The 21,669-nt window shown below is 32.3% G+C and carries 26 protein-coding genes; 13 read left to right on the top strand and 13 right to left on the bottom strand.

Features of this window, described 5'->3' with window-relative positions:
* Positions 1-218 precede the first annotated feature (218 nt).
* Positions 219-980, top strand: coding sequence for a 3'(2'),5'-bisphosphate nucleotidase CysQ (gene cysQ / locus FT986_RS14310; protein WP_222706207.1), 762 nt, complete (start codon positions 219-221; stop codon positions 978-980).
* 21 nt (positions 981-1,001) lie between these two features.
* On the opposite strand, the gene FT986_RS14305 is transcribed toward cysQ, so the two are convergent.
* The 6 genes from FT986_RS14305 to FT986_RS16025 all read right to left on the bottom strand — a co-directional run bounded on the left by FT986_RS14305 (position 1,002) and on the right by FT986_RS16025 (position 4,529).
* A complete protein-coding gene (locus FT986_RS14305; RefSeq protein WP_147865636.1) occupies positions 1,002-1,583 on the bottom strand; it encodes a DUF1989 domain-containing protein in 582 nt (193 codons plus the stop codon).
* Entirely contained in the window at positions 1,573-2,184 is a 612-nt protein-coding gene (locus tag FT986_RS14300; protein WP_147865635.1) for an FMN-binding negative transcriptional regulator, read from the bottom strand. The genes FT986_RS14305 and FT986_RS14300 overlap by 11 nt, the downstream gene beginning before the upstream one ends.
* 11 nt (positions 2,185-2,195) lie before the next feature.
* On the bottom strand, positions 2,196-2,846 hold the full coding sequence (gene gntA / locus FT986_RS14295) for a guanitoxin biosynthesis heme-dependent pre-guanitoxin N-hydroxylase GntA (RefSeq protein ID WP_147865634.1): 651 nt from the start codon (positions 2,844-2,846) through the stop codon (positions 2,196-2,198).
* A 211-nt stretch (positions 2,847-3,057) separates the two neighbouring features.
* Entirely contained in the window at positions 3,058-3,522 is a 465-nt protein-coding gene (locus tag FT986_RS14290; RefSeq protein ID WP_147865633.1) for an MgtC/SapB family protein, read from the bottom strand.
* A gap of 10 nt (positions 3,523-3,532) precedes the next feature.
* Entirely contained in the window at positions 3,533-4,381 is an 849-nt protein-coding gene (locus tag FT986_RS14285) for an SDR family oxidoreductase (protein ID WP_147865658.1), read from the bottom strand.
* Positions 4,382-4,385: 4 nt separating this feature from the next.
* Entirely contained in the window at positions 4,386-4,529 is a 144-nt protein-coding gene (locus FT986_RS16025) for a hypothetical protein (RefSeq protein ID WP_187248645.1), read from the bottom strand.
* Between the two features lie 319 nt (positions 4,530-4,848).
* On the opposite strand from FT986_RS16025, the gene FT986_RS14280 reads away from it, so the two are divergent.
* Positions 4,849-5,706, top strand: a complete 858-nt coding sequence (locus FT986_RS14280) for a glycosyltransferase family 2 protein (protein ID WP_147865632.1) — start codon at positions 4,849-4,851, stop codon at positions 5,704-5,706.
* On the opposite strand, the gene FT986_RS14275 is transcribed toward FT986_RS14280, so the two are convergent.
* From FT986_RS14275 to FT986_RS14265, 3 genes are all read right to left on the bottom strand, one after another.
* On the bottom strand, positions 5,703-6,725 hold the full coding sequence (locus FT986_RS14275) for an AraC family transcriptional regulator (protein ID WP_147865631.1): 1,023 nt from the start codon (positions 6,723-6,725) through the stop codon (positions 5,703-5,705). The two genes, FT986_RS14280 and FT986_RS14275, sit on opposite strands and share 4 nt — an antisense overlap.
* A 213-nt stretch (positions 6,726-6,938) precedes the next feature.
* Positions 6,939-7,214 (bottom strand): SemiSWEET transporter, encoded by a 276-nt coding sequence (locus tag FT986_RS14270; protein ID WP_255505987.1) that lies wholly within the window; start codon positions 7,212-7,214, stop codon positions 6,939-6,941.
* A gap of 2 nt (positions 7,215-7,216) precedes the next feature.
* Entirely contained in the window at positions 7,217-7,768 is a 552-nt protein-coding gene (locus FT986_RS14265; RefSeq protein WP_147865629.1) for a DUF421 domain-containing protein, read from the bottom strand.
* A 223-nt stretch (positions 7,769-7,991) separates the two neighbouring features.
* Between FT986_RS14265 and FT986_RS16020 the strand changes: the two genes are divergently transcribed.
* The 7 genes from FT986_RS16020 (at position 7,992) to FT986_RS14240 (ending at position 13,650) form a co-directional block, all read left to right on the top strand.
* Positions 7,992-8,141 carry a hypothetical protein gene (locus FT986_RS16020; RefSeq protein ID WP_187248644.1) on the top strand — a complete coding sequence of 50 codons (150 nt, stop codon included), beginning with the start codon at positions 7,992-7,994 and terminating at the stop codon, positions 8,139-8,141.
* Between the two features lie 211 nt (positions 8,142-8,352).
* Positions 8,353-8,505, top strand: coding sequence for a hypothetical protein (locus FT986_RS16015; RefSeq protein WP_187248643.1), 153 nt, complete (start codon positions 8,353-8,355; stop codon positions 8,503-8,505).
* A gap of 200 nt (positions 8,506-8,705) precedes the next feature.
* On the top strand, positions 8,706-10,850 hold the full coding sequence (locus FT986_RS14260) for a catalase (protein WP_147865628.1): 2,145 nt from the start codon (positions 8,706-8,708) through the stop codon (positions 10,848-10,850).
* A gap of 86 nt (positions 10,851-10,936) precedes the next feature.
* Positions 10,937-12,013 (top strand): AI-2E family transporter, encoded by a 1,077-nt coding sequence (locus tag FT986_RS14255; protein WP_255505986.1) that lies wholly within the window; start codon positions 10,937-10,939, stop codon positions 12,011-12,013.
* A 22-nt stretch (positions 12,014-12,035) separates the two neighbouring features.
* Positions 12,036-12,470, top strand: a complete 435-nt coding sequence (locus FT986_RS14250; RefSeq protein WP_147865627.1) for a DUF2938 domain-containing protein — start codon at positions 12,036-12,038, stop codon at positions 12,468-12,470.
* Between the two features lie 120 nt (positions 12,471-12,590).
* Positions 12,591-13,070, top strand: a complete 480-nt coding sequence (locus FT986_RS14245) for a DUF421 domain-containing protein (RefSeq protein ID WP_255505985.1) — start codon at positions 12,591-12,593, stop codon at positions 13,068-13,070.
* Between the two features lie 31 nt (positions 13,071-13,101).
* Entirely contained in the window at positions 13,102-13,650 is a 549-nt protein-coding gene (locus FT986_RS14240; protein ID WP_147865625.1) for a hypothetical protein, read from the top strand.
* A 31-nt stretch (positions 13,651-13,681) separates the two neighbouring features.
* Here the strand turns inward: FT986_RS14240 and FT986_RS14235 are convergent, their stop codons facing one another.
* Positions 13,682-14,542 carry a phosphatase PAP2 family protein gene (locus tag FT986_RS14235; RefSeq protein WP_147865624.1) on the bottom strand — a complete coding sequence of 287 codons (861 nt, stop codon included), beginning with the start codon at positions 14,540-14,542 and terminating at the stop codon, positions 13,682-13,684.
* Between the two features lie 326 nt (positions 14,543-14,868).
* Between FT986_RS14235 and FT986_RS14230 the strand changes: the two genes are divergently transcribed.
* The 4 genes from FT986_RS14230 to uvrA all read left to right on the top strand — a co-directional run bounded on the left by FT986_RS14230 (position 14,869) and on the right by uvrA (position 20,287).
* Positions 14,869-15,090 carry a hypothetical protein gene (locus FT986_RS14230; RefSeq protein ID WP_147865623.1) on the top strand — a complete coding sequence of 74 codons (222 nt, stop codon included), beginning with the start codon at positions 14,869-14,871 and terminating at the stop codon, positions 15,088-15,090.
* Between the two features lie 181 nt (positions 15,091-15,271).
* Positions 15,272-16,942 carry a tetratricopeptide repeat protein gene (locus FT986_RS14225; protein WP_147865622.1) on the top strand — a complete coding sequence of 557 codons (1,671 nt, stop codon included), beginning with the start codon at positions 15,272-15,274 and terminating at the stop codon, positions 16,940-16,942.
* A gap of 3 nt (positions 16,943-16,945) precedes the next feature.
* A complete protein-coding gene (locus FT986_RS14220; protein ID WP_147865621.1) occupies positions 16,946-17,611 on the top strand; it encodes a response regulator transcription factor in 666 nt (221 codons plus the stop codon).
* A gap of 135 nt (positions 17,612-17,746) precedes the next feature.
* The gene (gene uvrA, locus FT986_RS14215; RefSeq protein ID WP_147865656.1) at positions 17,747-20,287 is read left to right on the top strand and encodes an excinuclease ABC subunit UvrA; all 2,541 of its coding nucleotides are present in this window, start codon (positions 17,747-17,749) and stop codon (positions 20,285-20,287) included.
* A 52-nt stretch (positions 20,288-20,339) separates the two neighbouring features.
* On the opposite strand, the gene FT986_RS14210 is transcribed toward uvrA, so the two are convergent.
* Genes FT986_RS14210 through FT986_RS16010 form a run of 3 tightly spaced genes read right to left on the bottom strand, consistent with a single transcriptional unit; the run spans position 20,340 to position 21,641 of the window.
* Entirely contained in the window at positions 20,340-21,047 is a 708-nt protein-coding gene (locus FT986_RS14210) for a sulfite exporter TauE/SafE family protein (RefSeq protein WP_147865620.1), read from the bottom strand.
* A gap of 2 nt (positions 21,048-21,049) precedes the next feature.
* A complete protein-coding gene (locus FT986_RS14205; RefSeq protein ID WP_147865619.1) occupies positions 21,050-21,496 on the bottom strand; it encodes a FixH family protein in 447 nt (148 codons plus the stop codon).
* A gap of 4 nt (positions 21,497-21,500) precedes the next feature.
* The gene (locus FT986_RS16010) at positions 21,501-21,641 is read right to left on the bottom strand and encodes a hypothetical protein (RefSeq protein ID WP_187248642.1); all 141 of its coding nucleotides are present in this window, start codon (positions 21,639-21,641) and stop codon (positions 21,501-21,503) included.
* Between the last annotated feature and the right edge of the window lie 28 nt (positions 21,642-21,669).

The raw sequence follows: 21,669 nt of genomic DNA, 5'->3' as shown, positions 1-21,669 counted from the left end.
AAGTATATAAAAGTTATTTTACCCTTGAAAAATAAAACAATATAGGTGGGTACTCCTAACAGCTTATAGATCATTAGGTGACATTTTACAACTTTATCCTAACACGATAAAACCATGAGCTATGATCCTAAAAAAGTTTCTGTACTTTTGAGATTACCTTAAAAAATCAACCTTTTAAGTTATTAAATTTTTAAACCAATAATATTAACTGAATTATAATGATGGAAATTAAAAAGTATTTACCTACAATGATCGATGCAGCAAGAGATGCTGGAATTGCAATCTTAGAAATTTATAATTCAGATGAATTTGAAACTATAAAAAATGATGCTGAATTAAATCAAGCCGATTTAAAAGCGCATCGTGCCATTGAAAATAAATTAGCTGATACAGGTTTTCCTATCTTATCGGAAGACGGAAAAGAGATTTCTTATGCTGAAAGAAAAGACTGGGAATACTACTGGCTCATAGATCCTTTAGATGGAACAAAAGAATTTCTTAAAAAGAATGATGAATTTACTGTCAATATTGCTTTAATGCATCATAATGAACCTATTCTAGGAGTAATTTTCTCACCAGTATTAGATAAACTCTATTTTGGAGGAAAAGAAATGGGAGCCTTTATGGATGAAAATATGGATCCAGAGCATCAATTGAAATTAATTAAGAATGAAACCGATATTGTGAGAATAGTAACTTCTAGATCTCATCATAGCGACGAAACTAAAGCTTATATCTCTAACTATGAAAATGCTGAAGTTATCACCATGGGTAGTTCACTTAAATTTATGTTGATTGCCGATAGTGAAGCAGATCTATACCCTAGGTTTTCTCCTACAATGGAATGGGATACTGCTGCAGCTCATGCTATTTTAAGAGGAATGCAACTCGATATCGTAAGTATTGATGATCAACAACCTTTAAAATATAATAAAAAAGACCTTTTAAACCCTAGTTTTATGGTATCCACTTTAAAATAGTGAAATAAATTGTAGAGAATATTAGCTTAAGATTTCGTAATGAATAGGTTTAAAACTTCCATTATTGCTATCTTCTGCAGAACATGCGGTTAGAGCAACGATTAAATCCGTTAAGACTTCAAAAACAATATAGTCGCCAGCTTTGCTTAGTGGTGCTTCTACCGATAATTCTCCTTTACTATTCCATTGTACATTCATAAAAATATTAAAGGCGGTAGGGATATCGTCTTTTTCAATTTTAAATTCTTCTAAATTTACATACAGATTTTCAAAACAACTTGGATGATAATTGGGGTTATCATACATAATTTGAAAAGTTTCGGGACTACAAGGTGCTAACAAAAAATCATTTCTTCCATTGGTGTCTTCTAAAATTTTCATCATTTTATTGCTTCGGTTAGACCACAAATAATCTCCTTTCGTTATCAATAAACTTTCCTGAAAATCTAAAGTTTTACCAGAGGATATTTTTTCGCGCGTATCGTGAGCATTAAATAAAACCATATCGCTTACTTGTTCCCCTTGCGGATCGATCACTTTTAGTTTTTCTCCTTTTTTCAATAAAAATGCAGCACCGCTTTGTTTTTTTATTTCACAAATCATGTTCGTCTTTTAAATTTTTAATTAATGAAGTATGTGGACAAGCATCTTTTTGAAGCTTCCCTATGATGTTTTCTATATCTTTTTTATCTGACTTTTGATGCCATTTCCCTATACCCTTTACGGATTGAGGTTCGCACCAAAAACCCGTAATTTGAGAAATATGACTTTCAATAATGTCCTTTGGAATTTCATCATATTCCAAAGGAGAATCTTGTTTTTTCTCAAAATGATGTACCAAATTTTTTAAAGATTCTCTCAACTCTTTCTCAGTTTGAATTTGAATCGAGCAGTTAATATGTACGGCAGAATAATCCCACGTACTGATATCTTTTTTTTCATACCAAGAAGAAGAAATATAGGCGTCTGGACCTTTAAAAATTAATAGAGCTTCCATTCCGTCTTTTAAATATTCATACTGCGGATTATGATTAGCAATATGAGAATATAGTCTAAATTTAGTTGAAAACGAATCTATTAAAATTGGAATATGGGTCGCCAAAAGATGGTCTCCCATCACAACAAACTCTCCAAAAGGCTTTTCTTCTATTAAATTCTGAGCGAATTGAATATTGTCTTTCCTAAAATGTTTGGGTTGATACATGGTTAATTTTTCTATTTATGGTGAAAAGGACATTTCCAATTCTCTTCTACATATCTCCCGCTGTATTGATTTGCTTCAGATTTTTCTCCAAAGTCTTCTAATACTGGATTAATAGAACCTTGCAATTTTTGATCTCGCCTTCTTATGCGTTTTTTTACACGCTGGTAAGTTTTCATTTCTCTTAACTTTTCAAATTGCCAGTGTAGATTAAACACTAAAGTAGGAAATTGAGTTTGACGAGCTTTCCGAGATGAGTTAGGATGAAGACCTACGATATAAAATGCTCGCCCCTTAAGACTGAAACTAAAATTGCTATTCTCTGGATTTGAATGAACGCGAGGATCCCATTCCCGATCGTCTGCTTCGTGGAGATACTGCAATTGACGCCATAATTTTTCTTCAAATTCTTTTTCAGTCAACTCTTTAGTTTCATTAGGAAATGTTGCTATAAATGTAAAGAATTCATTAGAATCGAAATCGTAATTACTTATATAATTTTCTAAATCTAGTAATAGTTGATCTACTGATTTTTTCTCTCCAAATCCGTTGTATTCGTGAAATTCTACTTTGTCCATTTTAAAAACGGTTTGGGCCATAACACAAGGATGTCCCTCTTTAATGATCCAATCTTTAAACCACTTATAATTTTTTCCAGCTTCCATAATATTAGTTTTTAATAAAAATAACGGGAAGCGTTTTGATATTAAATCTGATTAAGAATAGTTTAAAATATTTGTAGAAATTTTTAACTTTTTAAGAATGGTTTTAATCATTCTTTAACAAGTCTTCATTTTTACGACTTTGTTTATCAAGTTTTATAATTCAGTAAAATTGTCATTAAGCAGATATTTTGCTATTAAAGGATAGGAAGGATTATTTATTTTTCAGGGTTTTATGCGAAGAATTAGACCACTTATTATTTAATTTACTACCAAAATACCCAAAAATTAAATTGATAAGAACTACCATAACGGAAAAGCCTATTAAAACACTATATAAGCCTAATCCTGCAAGACAGCCAGCTGCTGCACTGCACCAGATAGTCGCTGCCGTTGCTAAGCCCCAAATTTTTTCTGATTTTTGTTCTTTTAATATTACTCCAGCTCCTAAAAAACCAACTCCCACAATAATCTGACCTATAATACGCGTGAGATCTGTATTGGGATGGTTTTGATATAAAAGAGAAATAATTACAAAAACATTGGCTCCTAATGCTACAAGAATATTTGTTTTTAATCCTGCAGGTTTGCCTTTTATTTGCCGCTCAATTCCCATACACAAACCTGCGAAAATCGCTGCTCCACTTTTAAGTATAAAATCTGTAAAATCTACCTCCATCCTATGCTTTTTAAGTTCCTATAATTTCTCCTCCATTTACGTGAATAAACTGTCCTGTAATGTAACTACTGTCCTTACTTGCTAAAAAGACATAAGCTGGAGCTACCTCACTTGGTTGTCCCGCTCGTTCTAGCAACGTATCTTGTCCAAATTCTGTGACATCGTCAAAGGTAGCAGGTATTAAGGGAGTCCAAATAGGTCCGGGTGCCACTCCATTAACCCTTATTTTTCTTTGAGCCAGCATTTTAGCTAGAGATCGAGTAAAGGTTACAATAGCTCCCTTAGTACTACTATAGTCTAGTAAATGCGAACTTCCTCTATATGCCGTTACAGAGCTTGTATTGATAATACAATCTTCAGCATTTAAGTGTGGTAAAACTGCTTTTACAAAGTAGAAGTAAGGATATATATTGGTTTCAAATGTTTTCATTAATTGAGCATCATCGATATCTAAAACATCATCTTTAGGAAACTGAACTGCAGCATTATTAATCAAAATATTAATTTTTCCAAAGTGATTCAGGCATTTCTCAACCACTTCATGACAAAAGTTTTTCTCTCTTACATCTCCTTGCACAAGAAGACACTCCACACCCTCCTCCTCTACCATATCTTTAGTAGCTTGTGCATCTTTATTTTCTTCTAAATATACAATGCAAATTTTTGCTCCTTCTCGGGCTAAATGAACGGCTACACTTCTACCAATACCACTATCTCCTCCTGTTATTATTGCTATTTTATCTTTTAATTTTCCACAACCTTTGTAGTCCTCTCTAATAATTTCTGGAAGGGGATTCATTTGATGTTGTTTTCCTGGTTGAGACTGATTTTGATCTGGAAATTCTGAAGGCTTTTTCATCATCTTATTTATTTAAAAAGTAGTTCTTTAGTTTAGTCCAAAAACTTTTACTGGAAGCTGAAGATTTCTCATTCTTATCAGCATTATATTTTTTCTTCGTTGCTTTATCTGCAACGGGGTGTTTTTCATGTTGTTCGCCGCCTACCATAATTATAAATTTTAGTTAATACTAGAAAGATAAATATGAAACGGGGAAACAAAATTTCAATTAAACAATTTTTAACTTTCTCTTAAATAATATTTACAATTAATAGGAAGATGATATAAATTCTTCAGAATAGTTGGTGACTATATTTACTTATCAAAAGGGTAATTCGGGTAAAAGAGCTTATAAATTTCCATACAATAACAGTTATACCATAATTTCTAACACAATAAAGTAAAAGGCATTTTTGCCTATTTTATCTTCAGTATAATTCAATAAATTGGATGCTTATTAAATAATCATCCATAATTAAGTAAAACCGATGTGGCCTCAACCAAATGAAATTTCCTTAATCATTCCTCATTATGATAGACCTCATCATTTAGATTTAACACTTAAAGGAATTGAAAGAAATACCGAGCATCCTAAAGAAGTTATAATCGTAGAAATGGGGATTCATGAATTAGCTCTAGAAAAATATGATCTCAATATTAAAATAATTGCTCATTATCAAAATAGAGATCAAGTAGGATTTGCAACCGCAAGAAACAAAGGAGCGGAATTTGCTGCTGGAGATATTTTAGCTTTTTTAGATGTAGATTGCATTCCTGAAAAAGATTATTTTAAAGAGATAAAAAGAATCTGTTCGCAACGTGAGGGCCTGTTTATGGCTCATTCACAATATCTTCTACAAGCTGTTACAGATTTAGATAAGCTACAAGAAAACTCAGTTTCTCATCCCGATAAAGACTTTCCTGAAGCTATAGAACTTTGTGAAGATTATACAAAATTTTCTACGTTAGGTTTTTTCTTAAAAAAAGATCTATATGAAAATATTGGAGGATTTGATAACTACTATACAGGGTACGGTATGGAAGATATTGATTTTGCTTTAGCTACAAAAAATAGACTTTGCCCATTTTACCTTACTACTTTGAGAGTATACCACCAACAGCATTCATTCTATCGTCCGCCACTTAACCATTTAGAAAGTATTGTAAAAAATTCTAATTACTTTAAATCAAAGTGGAGACAATGGCCCATGGTAAATTATTTAGAAGAGTTTAAAGATAAAGGATATATAGATTGGTCTACGCAACATTTAAATATTAGCCAACTTAAATGTCCTTCTCCTGAAGAAATAGAAAAAACTTTAATAGAGAATGAGCCTTTTATCTAGCACTTCATTTTAAGAGCTTCTTTAAATATGGATGGCTTTTCTCCATATTCTTCTCTAAATATTTTAGAAAAATAACTTACACTACTAATCCCTATTTCTTCCGAAATTTGAGAAATGCTTAAGTCGGTTGTTTTTAGCAATAGTTTGGCACGTTCTAAGCGTTTCTTCCTAATATATTTATTAACTGTTAACTGAAAAATGGTCTTAAAACCCATTTGTAACTTGTTGGGATTAAGACCGACTCGTTTAGCTAAATTTTCTATAGTTAATGGTTGAGATAATTCGAGCAATATTAAAGCTGCAGCATTTTTTATTAAGGTAATCTCTGCTTTACGTAAATTATTTTCTTTATGAATTAATTCTGTTTCTTGTATAAAAGCTAACATATGATGAGACAATAGCCTATAAGCTTGACCTTTCAAGAAAATTTTGTCTAGAAAATGATGGGCTTTAGGATTGTTTATTTCACCATACATATCGGCTAATTCCAGATTTTTTAATCCTTGGTAATAGAAAAAACTATTTGCTTTTACATCTTGTAAAACGTTCTCTAACGGTAAATTGAAATTAGGAATTTTGTAATCTATTTTACATAAAAACTCTTCTCTAACAACCTCAATACCAAATAGTTTTATCCTTTTATTTTTATGGAATCGAATTGTATAATTAGTTTCTTGTGTTGGAGCAACTATCACATGTTGGTATTGAGCCATAGTCCTAGGCTCCGTTTCAGATTGAAAGTTTTGAGTTATTTCTCCCTCTAAACAATATAGAAACTTTAAGGAATGGCATGTTTGGTTAGAAAATTGAAATTCTACAGTTTTATGAAAATAACAATCCCATTGTAGTAATGCTAAACCATTTTTAAATGTGTTCATTTTAATGACTCCTGCTCCACTCCTTGTCGGAATTTCTATACTATATTCTCCGCAATTTTCTTTAACAGTAGCTTTTAGTTCATTTGCAATATCAAAAATGATATGAGGTAGTGACACCGACTTTGTTTTAATAAAGTTCATTAATGAATAAAGTGTTTAGAGATAATGTAATGAGCTGCAGTGGCAAACGATAATTGATTTATATTTTAGCAAAAAATCAATATTAGCGTCTATTACAATAAGTACTTAACACGATGAAAAAAAAGATTAACACAATTGCTACAAACTGCGAATGCTTACTAGTAGCAAAGTATCCAAAATATTTATTCAAACATACCTGAAAAGAAAGTGAGATTAAGAATAAGCATCTTTCTTTTTAGCAGAATATTTTTTTTTGAAAAACAACATAATTCCGTTAAGGATAAATGAAGTTCCATTAGTTAAAATAATGGGCCAATCTCCTTTCATGATTCCATAAACAGTCCATAACCCTACACCTATACATAAAGCTATAAACATATAAGAAGAAATATTTTCAACTTTCTTTTCTTTAAACGTGCGTATAATCTGGGGTAAAGCGGCTAGAGTTGTAAAAATACCTGCGAGAAAACCTATTACTTCAACTAGCATAATTACCTTTGTAAATATTTACTGTTAGAAGGTATTCCTGAAACTCCTAATAATAATTTGTCTTGAAGCTCTGATTTTTCTGAGGAATGAAGTACCGACATATCTCCTGTAGATTCTAATATAACTGCTAACACTTCATTAAAATGAATGACGTTCGCCTCTCTCAATTTAGCTATTAAGTTTTCCTCTCCTACATTAGATTTCTCCAAATTATCATATAAAATCTCCCCATTCATCATTAAAATTAAAGGTTTATTGGTAAATACCTTTTTTACACTTTTAGATTTTCTTACACTATAGGCAAAAATAGTTTGAAAGATAATAATTACAGCCAAAGCTAAACCTCCTTTTAATAACGATTGATTTGTATTCATCACTACCGAAGCTAAAATTGAACCTATAGCAATGGTAGATGCGAAATCAAAACTAGACATTTTAGCAAATGTTCTTAAACCAGAAATACGAGTTATAATAATTATTATTGTAAAAATCACAAAAACACTAATTATCACCTTTAACAATGTAGGAAGCGTTGCGTATACCCAATTTTCCATAGTTTTTATGCTTATAAAGTTATTAATATAAATCTGCTCAAGTGTTTTAACCTACTAAATGTATTCAAAATTTCGCAACATAGGCATTAAATAAAAGTATTAATAGCTCATTCCACACGCTTTATAACACTATTATTTAGATGCTATAATTATGTTAAAATACAAGTATTCGTCTATGAAAAAAAAGAGTCTTATTGTATTTTAGTACAACATAAACAAAAAAATGAATAAAAAAGCTTATTTACTATTGCTTATCCCCATTGGGATTTTGGGGGTTCAAGCCTACAAGATTTTAAAAAAAGAAAATGAATTACGTGAAAAAGAAATAGCCATTCAAAGATTAAGAAAAATGGCAGGATTAGACGATACTTAAAATTGATTTATAGAATATGAATAAAAAAATTGAACGGATGTTTAAGATATAAGTAACGATCTTTTTTAAAAAAATTGAACTTTTTCTTAATACTAAATAAATTGTTAAAGCTATGATGCTGTTAATAATGATGTTAATTGTGTTAGCTGAATCACAGTATTTATATTAATTTAGAAGAAAGTATTCACTTTAACCTTAAAAATAAAATATTATGAGCAAGAAAGATGAAAACCAAAAAGAAAATTCAAAAAACACAGAGATGAATCCTCCAAATGCGGGCAAGACCATGCATAGCGAGAAAGATAACTCTACTAAGAAAGGTGTACAATATAACTCTGATAATAAATCAAAAAAATCAGACTAAGATAAAGTATACAATATATAGGTTGAATCGAGGAATTTACCCAATCTTCTTTAGCTTCTGCCTATTTAACTTACAAATAGATCGATGCTTCATCTATAAGATAAACGTCGAGAAGGATGCTTAACCTGAGCATATGTTTCTCTCTTCAGTTTCTGTGAAGTATTTATAATTAAATTTTTTTAATCCGTAAATCACATCTCATGAATGATTCTAACCATCAACAATATGAAAATTCTACTTCAAAATCCAAAGACTTAGAACCTAATTTAGAACAAGGAAAAGACAAGACCATGACTACCAATCAAGGGGTCAAAGTTAACGACACTAATAATTCTCTAAAAGCTGGAGAACGCGGAGGTACTCTTTTAGAAGATTTTATTTTAAGAGAAAAAATTACACATTTTGATCACGAACGTATTCCAGAGCGTATCGTGCACGCTAGAGGAAGTGGAGCTCACGGTTATTTTGAACTGTATGAAAGTCAAGAAAAATATACCAAAGCAGGAATATTTACAGATACTTCAAGAAAAACACCCGTATTTGTACGTTTCTCTACCGTTGCCGGAAATAAGGGATCGGCAGATTTAGCTCGAGATGTACGAGGTTTCTCTACAAAATTTTATACCGAAGAAGGAATTTTTGATTTGGTAGGAAACAATATGCCTATATTCTTTATTCAGGATGCGATGAAGTTTCCAGATCTAATTCACTCCGTAAAACCTGAACCAGATCGTGATATTCCTCAAGCTGCTTCGGCACACGATACTTTCTACGATTTTGTATCTCACACCACAGAAACCTTGCATAATCATATATGGGTAATGAGCGATCGGGCTATACCTAGAAGTTTTAGAATGATGGAAGGATTTGGAATACACACCTTCAGACTTATTAATGCAGAAGGAAAATCGCATTTTGTGAAGTTCCACTGGAAACCTTTATTAGGAGTTCATTCGGTAACCTGGGACGAAGCTGTTAAAATTCATGGAGCCGATTCAGATTTTCATCGTCGAGATTTATGGGATGCTATTGAAGCTGGTCATTATCCTGAATGGGAATTAGGGTTTCAAATTGTTGCTGAAGAAGATGAACATAAGTTTGATTTTGACCTTTTAGACCCAACCAAATTAATACCTGAAGAAATGGTTCCTGTTCAACGCATCGGAAAAATGACTTTAAATAGAAATCCAGATAATTTCTTTGCGGAAACAGAGCAAGTCGCTTTTCATCCAGGACATTTAGTGCCAGGACTCGATTTTACGAATGATCCTCTATTACAAGGAAGACTTTTCTCTTACACCGATACTCAGCTATCACGTTTAGGAAGTCCAAATTTTCCAGAAATTCCTATCAACCGACCGGTGAATGAGGTACACAACAATCAACGAGATGCGCACATGAGAATGACCATTAATAAAGGGAAAACAGCTTATTTTCCTAATTCTATAGGTGGAGGTTGTCCTCATCTTGCAAAAATGGCCGAAGGAGGATTTACTTCTTATGAAGAACGAGTTGATGCTAAAAAAGTACGTGGTAGAAGCGAAAGTTTTAGCGATCATTTTAGTCAGCCTGCTCTCTTTTATCGCAGCCTAGAAGACTGGGAAAAAAATCATGTGGCAGATGCTTATACCTTTGAAATAGGAAAATGTACCTATAAACATATAAAAGAGAGAATGCTCTATTTAATTGCACAAATAGACAATGATCTCGCTCAAAAAGTAGCCAAAGGTTTAGGGCTTGAAATTCCAGATAGTGTTGAAGAACCCGTAAATCAAGCTATTGGAGCCGATGCCGATGTTGAAAAACACCAACCCGGAAAAAAGAAAAACTACTTAGATAAATCATCAGCTTTAAGTCAGACTTTCTTAAAAAACGATAGTATTGTAAGTCGTAAGATTGCAGTTCTAGTAAGCGATGGGTTTGGCGGAGAAGAATTAGATACTATGAAGAATGCTTTAGAAAATAAAGGTGCCGTCGTTAATTTAATTGCTCCTCACGGTGGAGAAGTAACTTGCGATAAGAATAAAAAGCATAAAGTAGATGCAGCGCTCTTAACTACAGAAAGTGTATTATTTGATGCTCTTTATATTCCTGGAGGGGAAAAAAGTGTAAAATCTTTATTAGATGAAGCCAAAGCGAAAAAGTTTATCAACGAATCATTAAAACACTGCAAGCCTATTGCGGTAAGTAATGAAGGCGAAGAGTTATTTAATGCAACCTACGGTAAAGATTTTAAAGATGACTCGAGCGTATTTATCAATAAAGATGCAGATAAATTCATTGGAGGAATTGCACAACACCGTAACTGGGATAGAGAAGAAAAAGCGAAAAACATTCCTGCTTAAATAAACACTTATTAATTATTTAACTAAGGCTATGTGGTATACATGGCCTTTAGTTTATATTATAAAACCATTAATTCCTATAAAAAATGCAGAATAAAAAAATGTCATATCATCCTATAATTATAGGCTCCGCTTTAATTTTAGGTTTGTATTTTTTAATCATGGGTCTTATTCAAATTCAAGGTTTTCTTGCTCCACTAGTAATTGCAGGAGTTTTAAGTTTGTTGATTTATCCGCTTTGTAAAAAGATAGAAAAAACTAGACTTTCAAAATCATTAGCCTCCTTAATTTCATCTATCATTTTATTTATAATTTCTTTAGGTATTCTAGCCATTGTATTTTTTCAATTTCAAAGTTTTATAGAAGAATGGCCTACGATTAAGGAAAATATGAAGCCTAAAATTGAAGAATTAAAAAGCTTTGCTATTGAAAATACTCCTGTAAATTCTAATGATATAGAAACTATTACTAGTAATAACGGATTAAGTGGTATTGGTTCTTTAGTTAATAAACCAGGTAATAAAGCTATGCAATTCTTAAGTGGTACAAGTGCTTTTATCGCTAATTATCTTTTGGTATTTATCTATGTTTTCTTTTTACTTAGGTATAGAAAACGATTTTTAATTTTCTTAATAAGATTGTTTCCTAAAAAACACAAAGATGAAATTGAAGAAACTTCTAGTGAGCTTACACAAGTAATTTCTCAATATTTAATTGGTAAATTATCTCTCATGGGCATACTTGCTATAGCTTACAGTATAGGATTAGGAATATCGGGAGTAGAGAATTTTATTTTAGTTAGTATTATAGCTTCTCTCCTTACTCTAATTCCTTATATCGGAAATATAATTGGCTTTTGTCTTGCTTTAGCATTCGGTTATTTAGTTTCAGGGGATATAGGAGTACTCATAGGAATTCTCATCACCTTTACAGTTTCTCAATTTTTAGAAAGCTATGTTTTACAACCCTATATTATTGGAGGACGAGTGAACCTGCATCCTTTTTTGGTGATTCTAATGGTTATTATAGGAAGTGCGGTTTGGGGTATTTCAGGGATGATATTAGCTGTTCCGCTTACGGCAATTTTTACAACCATTGTTTTACATATACCCTCGCTAAAACTTGTCGGAGAATTATTTCAGAATGAAGCTATAGAAAAGTAGAAACACTATAAAACAATCGAGCATGTTTTTAATTATATATACCAGTGTGATAGCAACCACGATGATGACCTTATTTAGCTATCTTTATTCTGAATTTAAAAATGAAAAATTCAAAGAACCACAGTTAATTAATATTTTAATCAACCGCCTTCCTAATGTCTCATCTTCAATCGGAAACAACAATGTGTTAGGCTGGTTCATTCATTACATTATAGGATTTATTTTTACGTGTCTCTTTTTTGTATTTTGGGAATTTACAGATTTTTCTCCTTCTTGGTTAAATGGAAGTATTTTAGGGTTTATCGCTGGTATCATTGGAATTTCAAGTTGGAAAATAGGATTTTATTTCCATCCCAAACCTCCATCTATTCAATTCTCTCATTTCTACTTTCAGTTGCTCATAGCACACATTCTTTTTGGTGTGAGTAGTATTGGATATTTAAAATTTTTAACCTAGGAAAGCTAATAAGACTTATTACGAATATAAAAATAGTACACCATATAAACGATGTCTAACATTTAAGAATTTAAGATGGTCTATAGATTATTTAACATTTCAACCGAAACTTTAGTGTTCATGTTTTTGTGTGCAGTGGGATTGTATATAGGGATTATTCTATTTACAAAATGGTCTGGAAAACGAAGTTTTTCAAAGATGTCGAGTTTTGATTTTGCCATGACTGTAGCAATCGGATCTTTATTTGCTACTGTAATTTTATCATCATCAGTTAATTTAACAAAAGGCCTTATCGGATTGGCTATGTTATACCTTTTACAAATGTCGGTAGCATTGTTAAGAAGGTTTAAAATTGTACAATCTTTAGTTGATAATCGTCCGCTTTTATTAATGGACGGAGAAACCATCCTTCATGATAATTTACGAAAAGCACGCCTAACTGAATCTGATCTACGTGCTAAATTAAGAGAAGCTAAGGTAATTGAATTGACTGAAATTAAAGCGGTTGTTTTTGAAACTACAGGAGATATTTCTGTTCTTCATACAGCAGATCATTCAAAAAGATTAAATGATTATCTATTAGAAGATGTAGAGGAATAGTATCACTTTTTAATTATTATAATTTATAAGTATGAAATTATTTAACACCATGAATATTGATAAATTTGATAGGGTTGCTTTCATCGGCGGTTTGTTAGCTACCATTATCACTTCTACAGGAATGTTTTTAATGGGACATATTTCTGGTTTGGAAGCAAAAGATTTAATCACCTCTTCCCTCCCAAGACTTAATACCTTTTTCAATACAGTTGTACTAGGATCGGCTACAATTTTAACTCTGTTACTTACTTTAACTAATATTAGTTCAGGTTCAAAATCTACACTAAAAGAAACATACTACAAGAGAATACTTAAAATTGCAAAATTAGATGCCAGTGTTTTTATCGTAAGTGTAATCACTTTTTTATTAATGAATAATCCTTTAATAGAGGCAGATAGCATTGATATGAAATACTACAGCTACCTTTATTATGTATGGTCCTCTATTTCTAGCATTGTTTGTGGAGCCATTGTAGCAGTAATTATTATGCTATATTATACCATCACCACACTTATTTCTATTGTAGGATTAAAAGTGGAAGATCATCCAGTATTACAAAAAGAGGATGAAGATGAGTAATATGTCTCATGTTTAAAGCAAGTAAGCAGAACTAAAAAGTTCCTACCACCCCAATTTGAGTTCCTCCAAAGCGTAGTTGCCAAGAGACTCTAGATTGTTTTTTTTCAGTTTGGGTGATATCGTCATTCATTGCTTTATCTAAATAGTTATCTACAGCATCTACTACAAAAACGGTAAGTGCAGTACTTAATGCTACATCGGTAAGCCAATGTGCTTCTGACCATAAACGAGATACAGGTGAAACCATACCCGCACCTATTAAAGCACCTTTTACCCAAATATTATCGAACTGCTTGGATAGCGCATAAAAAGTTGTAAACGAAAGAATAGTATGCCCCGAAGGAAAAGAATGGTAACCTCCTTCACTACTAAAAGGCTTAAAAGTTAAACTTCCTCCGGCATTAGGCCTTGCTCTACCCGTTACTGTTTTACTTACAGTTTGGATAAGGCCAGCAGCACTCGCAGAGGTAATCATTAATATTCCTGTTTTTCGAAGCTTTTTACTTTTTGTAAATAAGCCTGCTAAATAAATAGCACTATTTACCCCGTAATTATTTTGAGGACTCCCAAAATACCATCCAAAATCTTTAATTATACCTGGTACATCGTCAGACTGATTATCAAAATATCTATTAGCTCTTTCATCTAAAAGATTTAATCCTGCTGTACCTACAATTACACCTCCTAAAACTGCAAAATCGTCTTGATCCCATTCTAAAGGTCGGGTGTAAACATGCTTAAACCCTCCCCACATAAGCTTAGCGTCATGCTTCGCTAACCCCCAAGTGGTAATGTCTTTTTCTTCTTTAGCTAACTCTAATTTATCTTCTTGGGCTGTTGTTGTTTGTATGGTAAAAAGTAGACTGAATATTAAAAGAAAAAACTTCATCATATAGAGTGTTTTAAAGATCTATTAAAGATTAGCAACGGGTTATGAAATACTTATTTATGAAATAATTTACCGGCAAAAATACGAATAACATATTATAAATGAAGAAAAGAAATATTTCTTTAAAACGAGATCTCACAAACTGAAATTTCTATTTAACAGATAAAGTTGCTTCTACGCTAATTTAGGAAGACGAATTTTTAGTGAAGGTATTAATGCTTTTTTAAAAAAAATCAACTGCAATCTCTTTCCGTTACGGTAATCCGTAAGGAAAGCTTAGCAAAGTTTAAAATTTTTGCATTGTCAATAACCCCTCAAAAATTAGAGCTTTGAACCCCTTACTCCTCTTTCTATTAACTCCCATACTCAGTATAATTTTTGTAAGCAACATTATAAATAATTATGCTACTCAACCTTTCACGAATGAGTTAACTCACCGTACAAAAAAAATAGATTTAAATGAGCCCAATAGATTAAAAGATAGCGGCTATGTGGTGATCAATTTAAAAAGAATTCACTTTTCAGTAAAAAAGGACAATAATTTAAACTAAGCTTATACCGCAAATTACATTTGTATTATACCTCAAAAAAAATCATAAACTACTTTGTATTCATTTACGAATATTAAATGTAAAACCTAATAAAAACTCAATTATACGTACTGCTATTTCAATTTAAAATAGAATAAATTAAGTCGGCCAAATTGTAAATTTTAGTTTGTATTTTCGAGGAATGAAAAAAAGCTATATTTCATTCCTTTTTTTATGCTTTTATTTAGCAACATACCTTATTCCTATTTCCGTTAAGGGACAAGAGCAATTAAAAGATAGCTCTTCCTATTATCAACAGCTTTATTTAACTAGCCAAAATACTGAGTCTCTTTTAAAAGCTTATGATTTTTTTGACAGGTCCCAACAATTAGTACACTCTCAAAATAAGAAACTAAAGGAAGCTTTAGCTTATAACCATCAAGCTATAATTCAAAAAAAATTAGGTTTTTTAGTCGATAGCGAACAATCTGCCATAGAGGCTTTAAAACTCTTAGAAGAAGTTAAAACTACCTCATCTCAAGTTAAGCAAATTCAGCTTAGCTTAAATAATCATTTAGGTAAAACCTATAGAGAATATAAAAATTACACTAAAGCCCGCTCCTATTATCAAAAAGCGCTCACTTTAACCGACTCTGATAAATATAAAATTACCCTAATTAATAATTTGGGAGTAACTTATGCCAAAGAAAATAATTATCCTGAAGCTACCAATTATTTAAAAAAAGCCTACCAATTGAGCTTGCAATCTAAAGACATTATTCAGCAAGCAAGAGCTTTAGATAATCTAGGAGTTTTACAAACCCGACAAGACCATCCAGATGCCTTAACACATTTAAACCAAGCTTTAGAATTACGAGATTCAATAGGCTTTACGGGTGCACTACTCACTAGTTACCTTCATCTAAGCACTTACTTTAAGCATAACAATGATCTAGAAACTGCTAAAATATGGATAGAGAAGGCTAGCCAACTTGCTCAAGAAACGCAAAATGTACCTGCAATTGAAGAAGTTCTAACTTTAAAAATGGATCTTAAAAATGATATAGATTATCGAGCTTTAAAACATATAAAAGATAGTATCGCTTTCGCGGAAATTACTGCAGCTAATAAATATATATCCTTTAAATACGAGAAAGCAAAAGAAAAAGAACGCGCCGATTTAAATGAACTTTTAAAAGAACGGGAGCAAAAAAAGAAAATATTTTATCAAAGTGGCGGTCTTCTCTTATTGGTAATTTCTATTGCTACCTTTTTTATTCTAAAGATGCGGCATAGACGTGATAAATTAAATGAAGTTATTAAAAGTGAAGGGAGAATTGCTAAAAAAATTCATGATGAAGTAGCCAACGACGTTTATCAATTGATGACAAAAGTGCAAACTCAAACAGTATCTCCAACTACTCATACGTGGTTAGATGATTTAAACCAAATTTATAATAAAACAAGAGATATCTCTAGAGAAAACAGTGTACTCTTACGTGAAGAACCTTTTGATGTCATACTTCAAAACTTATTTTTAAACTTTAAAACCAAAGAAACCTCTATTGTTCATACTCCTTTATCTAAAGTCAATTGGAAAAGTTTATCTAAAGTGAAAAAAATCACTATTTACCGCGTATTGCAGGAGTTATTAATTAATATGAAAAAGCACAGTCAAGCTAAATTAGTAGTTTTTAAATTTGAACAAAATAGCTCAAAAATATTTATTACTTATAAGGATAATGGCTTAGGAACTCTCTTAAAAGACAAAAATGGTTTGCATTATGCGGAATCCCGTATGCAGTCTATTGGAGGAAGTATTACTTTTGATACACAACCTCAACAGGGTTTTAAAGCCGTATTAAAACTGTAGTTTATGTTTACAAAAGTATTAGTAGCCGAAGATTTAAAAAGCATCAATCATGGTGTTATAAGTGTATTAGATAAATTAAATATTAAAAATAGAGTTGATTCTCAATATTGTGACGATGCTTACCTTAAACTTAAGCGATCTTTTATGGACGGAGAACCTTTTCAATTATTGATTACCGATCTTTCCTTTAAACAAGATTACCGAAACGAAGAATTAAAAGGTGGTGAAGAGCTTATTGCAAAAATAAAAAAAGAATATCCTCAATTAAAGGTGATAGCTTATTCTATAGAGGATAGAGCACAAAAAATAAATTCGCTTTTTTCTCAGCTAAAAATTGATGCGTATGTGTGCAAAGGAAGAAAAGGCTTACAAGAACTAGAACAAGCCATTCTTAACGTCTATAATGATGAGACCTTTCTATCTCTAGAGGTAAAAGATGCTATTTCAGACCCGAATCAGTTAGAAATAGATGACCTTGATTTAGAAATTATTAGTGCTTTATCAAAAGGATTATCACAAGAGCAAATTTCTTCTTTATTAAAAGAAAAGAATATGAGTCCTAATAGTTTAAGTACTATAGAAAAGCGACTTAATAAATTACGTATACAGTTTCAGGCTAATAATGTAACTCACCTTGTAAGCATGTTAAAAGATTTAGGTTTTATATAAAAGAGAGTTATTTAACCATTTTATAGCCGGTAAATAATTCTGTTCTAAAGTGGTTTTATCAGTCAAATAAAAATTCTTTATTTTAAAATCACTACCTAAGAATTTGTTGGTATGTTATTTGTTCAAACTGATGCCATGGAACTACCAAAAGAACATAAAGAATATAAAAAAGGCTTTGTAACCATAAAGGGAGCCAGACAAAATAACCTCAAAAATGTAAGCTTAGAAATACCTAGAGATGCTTTGGTGGTATTTACAGGAATTTCTGGATCTGGAAAATCATCTTTGGCATTTGGTACATTATATGCCGAAGCACAACGAAGATATTTAGAGTCCGTATCGCCTTATGCTCGAAGGCTTTTTAATCAAATGCCTATTCCTGAGGTTGATGAAATTGAAGGTCTACCTCCAGCGGTTGCATTACAACAACAAAGGGGTTCGGGTACTACGAGATCCTCTGTAGGCTCGGTTACTACTTTATCTAATTTACTTAGAATGCTTTATTCCCGAGCTGGTGACTACCCTAAAGGTCAACCTCTTTTATATGCAGATTCTTTTTCTACCAACACTCCAGAAGGTGCTTGTCCAGAATGTCACGGACTTGGTAAGGTTTACCAAGTAACCGAAGAAAGCATGGTTCCTGATAATACTTTAACGATTAGAGAAAAAGCTATCGCTGCGTGGCCAACAGCTTGGCAAGGCAAAAATTTAAGAGATATATTAGTAACATTAGGTTATGATATAGATACACCCTGGAAAGACCTTTCACAAAAAGATCGCGATTGGATTTTATTTACGGAAGAACAACCTAAAGTTCCTGTTTACCGCAATTTAAATCGAGAAGAAGTTCAAATAGCTCTAGAACAAAAGAGCGAACCTAGTTATATGGGGACTTATACAGGAGCAAAAAAACACGTGTTACATACGTTTTCAAATACTCAAAGTAAACTTATGAAAGAGCGTGTAAAAAAATACATGCTTAGTAAAGAATGTCCTGCTTGTCACGGTAAACGTTTGCGTAAAGAATCACTATCTGTCAAATTTGCGGGATATGACATAGCAGAAATTTCAAGATTACCTTTAAAAAAATTATACTCCATTTTTTCACCTTACAGTGATGGATCTGCTTTAGAGTTAAATAAGTTAAGTGAAAAACATCAAGAAAAAGAAATCGTTGCACAGCGTATTGCCGAGGATTTAATTGGTCGAGTTTCAGTTTTATTAGAGTTAGGATTAGGTTATTTATCTTTAGAACGCAGTACACCTACTCTATCTCCTGGCGAACATCAACGTTTAAGACTCGCTACTCAGGTACGTAGTAATTTATTCGGAGTGGTATATGTCTTAGATGAGCCTTCTGCAGGTTTGCATCCAGCTGATACCAAAGCTTTACTGAAGACTTTAGATAGATTAAAAGCAAGCGGAAATTCCCTCTTTGTAGTGGAGCATGAAATAGATGTAATTCATCAGGCCGATTGGATCGTTGATGTTGGCCCAGAGGCTGGTGAAGGTGGCGGAGAAATTTTATATAGTGGTCTTCCCGAAGGCTTAAAAAACATAGAAAGATCTAAAACAGGTATTCATCTTTTCAATAAGAACTCTTTTCAAAAAACACAGACTAGAGAACCTGAAGCTTGGTTAAAATTAAGCGGAGTAACTCGAAATAATTTAGAAGACCTAGAGATTTCTTTTCCGCTAAGGACATTAACCAGTGTAACAGGAATTTCAGGATCGGGAAAAAGTAGTTTGGTAAGTCAGGTTTTAGTCGATTTAATGAATCAACACCTGGGGAATAAAACCTCATCTGAAGATGAACTTGATGAAGCTTCACAACAAAACCCTATAGAAACTCTTCAGGGAGAAATTATCGCTGGCGCGGAAATGATTCAACGTATGATCGTGGTCAATCAAAAACCTATAGGTAGAACACCTAGATCTAATTTAGCTACCTACACTGGTTTATTTGATGTCGTAAGAAAATTATTTGCTTCTACTGAACTCGCAAAGTCCCGTAAATATACTGCAGGTCGATTTTCTTTTAATGTAGGAAAAGGACGTTGTCCTAATTGTGAAGGAGAAGGCTTTGTCATGGTAGAGTTACTTTTTTTACCAAGTGTATATGCTCCTTGTCCTGTTTGCGAAGGTTCTCGCTATCATAAAGAAACTTTAGAGGTTACTTATCGCAAAAAAAATATTGCTCAAATTCTAGATATGACAGTTGATCAAGCTTCATCCTTTTTTGAAGATGAAGATCGTGTTAAACGCCCTCTTCAAGTATTACAAGAAGTAGGCTTAGGTTATTTACGACTAGGACAATCTGCCACAGAACTTTCGGGCGGAGAAGCCCAACGCATTAAGTTAGCTAAAGAATTACAACGTGCAAACCGTGGAAACACCTTATATATTTTAGACGAACCTACAACAGGATTACACCCCACTGATGTTGAAAAATTACAACTTCAGTTAACCAAATTAGTAAACGCAGGAAATACTGTTATTGTGGTAGAACATGATATGCAAATCATTGCTGCAAGCGACTGGGTTATTGATATTGGTCCGGGAGCAGGAGATGAAGGAGGAAAAGTAGTTGTGGCTGGAACACCAGAGACAGTTGCAAAAAACAAACAAAGTAAAACTGCCCCTTACTTGCATCAAACGTTATATGGCAGACCTTAATATGATAGAACTTTACAATCAGTAAATTTACTAGCGTGAGTTTACTGGTTTATTAATGACAAGAGTGATTAGCCGAAACTTCTTCAATAGATACTGTTGATGAAGGAGAGATATAAGGTATATTTAATCCTAAACCTCTCAATATAAATAGTACTCCCATAATAATTACGAAAACTGGAATAGCTTTCATTATTTTTTTCTTAAAGTTTGTATTAAGAAAATTTCCAATATAGGTTGCAATAGTCATTAAGGGGATGGTTCCCATTCCGAAGAAAACCATATAGAGACTTCCCTCCCACCAACTACCCGATGCAAGACTACCAAAGACAGCCATATAAACTAAACCACAGGGTAAGAAGCCATTTAAAAATCCTATGGTAAAAAAACTATCCATTGATTTTCGCTTGAGTTCTTTTCCTAAAGCAGATTTAACTTTTCCCACCCATTTATATATAAATTTCGAGCCGTTGTATTTACTAAAAATTTTAGAAGGCAATAAAATGATTAAGATCATAAGTATTCCAATGGCTATGGAAATATGCTGTTGAAGTCCAAATAATTGTAAACGTCTTCCTAAAAACCCAAACAACAGTCCGATAATTCCGTAAGTAAATAATCTTCCGGCATGATAACTCAACACTTGCAATACTCGCTTTACGGAGTTTTTTCTATCTACTGGAAGTAAGAAAGCTATAGGTCCACACATGCCTACACAATGAAAACTTCCTAATAGACCAAATACAAGCGCTGTAATGAGCATAATTAGTAACTTATCTGTTTCTGGAAACGGTATTTTGTTCCTTCATATTCCCAATTGATGGTAATGTTCCAACGTCCTTCTAACAACTGATAATCTGGTATGAGCATAGCAGAATTAGTAAGCTTTAGCGGAAGTTCAAAATCTAATAATTTATTAGACGGCCTGTATAAAAATACTTCTCCTATAATTTTTTCTTTCTCAAAACCTTCCGGAAATTGAAGTAAATATCCGCTATTACTCTTAAATCCTTCTATCGGATTTTTCATTCTAGCTGTATTTTGCTCTGCATAAATATTACCTTGCAATTCCATTTCTTTTTGATAGTACCCTTCCGTAACTAAATCGTGTTCTAAATTATGATCTGTCGTCATACGATATACAAAAAATGAAATGAATCCTATAAAAAGAGTCATTACTATTACTAATCCCATTCCCCAATTAATTTTCATATGTTTAGCTTTTAGCGCTTATCATTCTTCTTTTTTTCTCTTCTTTTAGCTTTTCCACCATTTTTTTGGCTTTGCAAGAAGGATTATTGCCAGATTGTCCTTTTTGACATCCATTGCAACATTTTTTTTTAGTTTGGTTTTCCATTTGTTCTCAAATTTATATGAACTATTTT

Origin of the sequence: Mesonia sp. K4-1 (assembly GCF_008017825.1) — a bacterium.
Classification (GTDB): domain Bacteria; phylum Bacteroidota; class Bacteroidia; order Flavobacteriales; family Flavobacteriaceae; genus Mesonia.
The sequence above is the reverse complement of the archived record's forward strand: the minus strand, read 5'-3'. Positions and strand labels throughout refer to the sequence as shown.